Raw genomic sequence first — 2419 nt, 5'->3', positions numbered from 1 at the left:
GTTTTTACCCACGCAAAAACACCTCCGATAAATATACTTGTTTAAAGTATTACCATTTTGGAGGTGTTTTATATTGTCTCACTAATTTAGGTTAGTTCACTATCACAACAGTTTTTTCGCTTTTTTTTACATCAATTCGTGCATGCTTATCAAGACTTCATTTCAATTTAGTCCCCGAATGTAAAAAGTTTGTAAATTTAATATGCATTTCTTGAAAGTAAAATCAAATATAAATATAATGTCGATAGCGTATGGACATTTATAAACTGATTAACTAGTTGTAAAAAATGTATTGTTCGTGTGAAAAATTTGAAAGGAGATACTGATGTCTAGACAAAAAAACAAATTTCGCACACTAGTTGAAATATTTTTAATATCTACTAAGTTAGGGTTGACATCGTTTGGTGGTCCAATTGCACATTTAGCTTATTTTAAAGATGAATATATTGACCGACGAAAATGGCTGGATGATCGAACGTATGCAGATATTATTGCTATCTGTCAATTCCTCCCTGGTCCTGCAAGCAGCCAAGTAGGTATATCGATTGGTATGTTAAGAGGAGGAGTAATTGGTGGGTTTATCTCTTGGCTAGGTTTTACCTTTCCATCTATTATTGTATTGGTTCTATTTGCGCTAATGTATCAAACATTTTCGCTAGATGACGCAGGATTTATACATAGCTTAAAAATCGTAGCGGTAGCTGTTGTGTTACATGCGTTACTCGGACTAGGTAAAAAGTTAACTCCTGACAAGCCACGAATAGCAATCGCGTTAGTAGCTGCTGTAATAATGCTCCTGTATCCTTTCGCATGGATGCAAATTGTTATTATTTTAGGAGCGGGATTGATCGGATTAAAATTATTTAAAAAGAAAACAAAACCAAATGTGCAACCTTTATCTATTAAAATATCTAAAAAATTCGGATTAACTTCTTTGGGGATTTTACTAAGCTTACTAGTGATTGTGCCGATACTTAATAAATTATCAGACAATCCATTCCTTCATATTTTTGATGTCTTTTTCAGAGTAGGGTCGCTCGTATTTGGTGGTGGACATGTCGTATTACCGATGATTGAACGTGAAATCGTACCAGCTGGCCTATTGACAGCAAGTGAATTTTTAGCAGGATATGGGATGGCACAAGCTGTACCCGGCCCTTTGTTTACATTCTCTAGTTATATTGGAACGATGTTAGAGGGGATCGTTGGAGCAATTGTTGCAACGGTAGGTATTTTTTTGCCATCCTTTTTACTAATTATTGCGGCATTACCATTTTTGAATGAGTTGCGTAACCGATCCGTATTTCAAAGTGCTTTAATGGGAGTGAATGCTAGTGTGGTAGGCATTCTTTTAGCGGCGTTCTATGATCCGGTACTTAACAGTTCGATCTTTAATGCAACAGATTTCGCATTAGCTGCACTGTTATTTGGATTATTAAATATATGGAAGGTACCAGCTTGGCTGATTGTAATATTAGGTGTAGTTGGTGGTTATTTAATACAACTCATCACATAAATATGCATTGGTATAAGCAAGAATAAGATGTACAATAAGTGATATGAGAAGTAAGATATAATCATTACTTAATATTGGAGGATATGATGACATATAAATTGATCAAGGAATTTAATTTATTGGCTAATCAAAAGCTTCTTATCTGGCTAAATGTATGGGGTATTATTGTTTTTCTATCACTTCTTATTTTGGGTGCGTTTTATTTTGTAATTATTAGTCTCTCTGTTAATTTTTTGGCTATGTTCTTATTTTTTGTTATCTTTTTTCTGATTCTGATCATTCATGAACTTATTCATGGACTATTTTTTAAACTATTTAAACCTGATGAAAAAGTGAAATTTGGTTTTAAAAATGGTGTGGCGTATGCGACTAGTCCAGGAAGTATTTATCCAAAACACCAATTTATTATTGTTTGTTTAATGCCTTTTGTACTAATTACATTATTGCTGTGTGGTTTATACTTACTTGGAATCAATGGCGTGTTTTTGTATTTTTTATTTGCGATGCATACCGGTGGTTGTGTAGGAGATTTTTATTTTTTCTATCTAATATCGAAACAAAAGGACAGCACCCATGTAGAAGATACGGAACAAGGTTTCAAGCTTTATAAAAAATAGTTGATTCTCACAGCATTATTTACTTTTGTAAATAGATATAACTTATACTCTGGTCTCAATATAGACGCTTAAGTAGAGGAAATATGCGAGACTCCTCGAAAATAAAAAACCATTTTCTTCGTGTGATGTATAGCTGCCGAAGCGTTCCTTGTCCCGCGGAAAGCGAGTATATTTCCTCTACGTTTCAAGCACAGTTGTTGCTCACCTTGTATGGTTCTACGTCAAATCACGTTGGTGAGTCAGAATAGTCAACTGAATTATTTTATGTTCGCGTCCTAAAGTAGCT

At 34.1% G+C, this 2419-nt stretch carries 2 protein-coding genes; both read left to right on the top strand.

The window, feature by feature from the left end:
* Positions 1-325: 325 nt before the first annotated feature.
* Positions 326-1516 carry a chromate efflux transporter gene (gene chrA, locus ACH6CY_RS15555; protein ID WP_374068223.1) on the top strand — a complete coding sequence of 397 codons (1191 nt, stop codon included), beginning with the start codon at positions 326-328 and terminating at the stop codon, positions 1514-1516.
* A gap of 86 nt (positions 1517-1602) precedes the next feature.
* A complete protein-coding gene (locus ACH6CY_RS15550) occupies positions 1603-2133 on the top strand; it encodes a DUF3267 domain-containing protein (protein WP_374068222.1) in 531 nt (176 codons plus the stop codon).
* The last annotated feature ends 286 nt before the right edge of the window (positions 2134-2419 follow it).

It is taken from the genome of Paraliobacillus sp. JSM ZJ581, assembly GCF_044383835.1.
In the GTDB taxonomy this organism is placed as follows: Bacteria; Bacillota; Bacilli; order Bacillales; family Amphibacillaceae; genus Paraliobacillus.
This window is presented reverse-complemented; position numbering and strand designations above follow the sequence as displayed.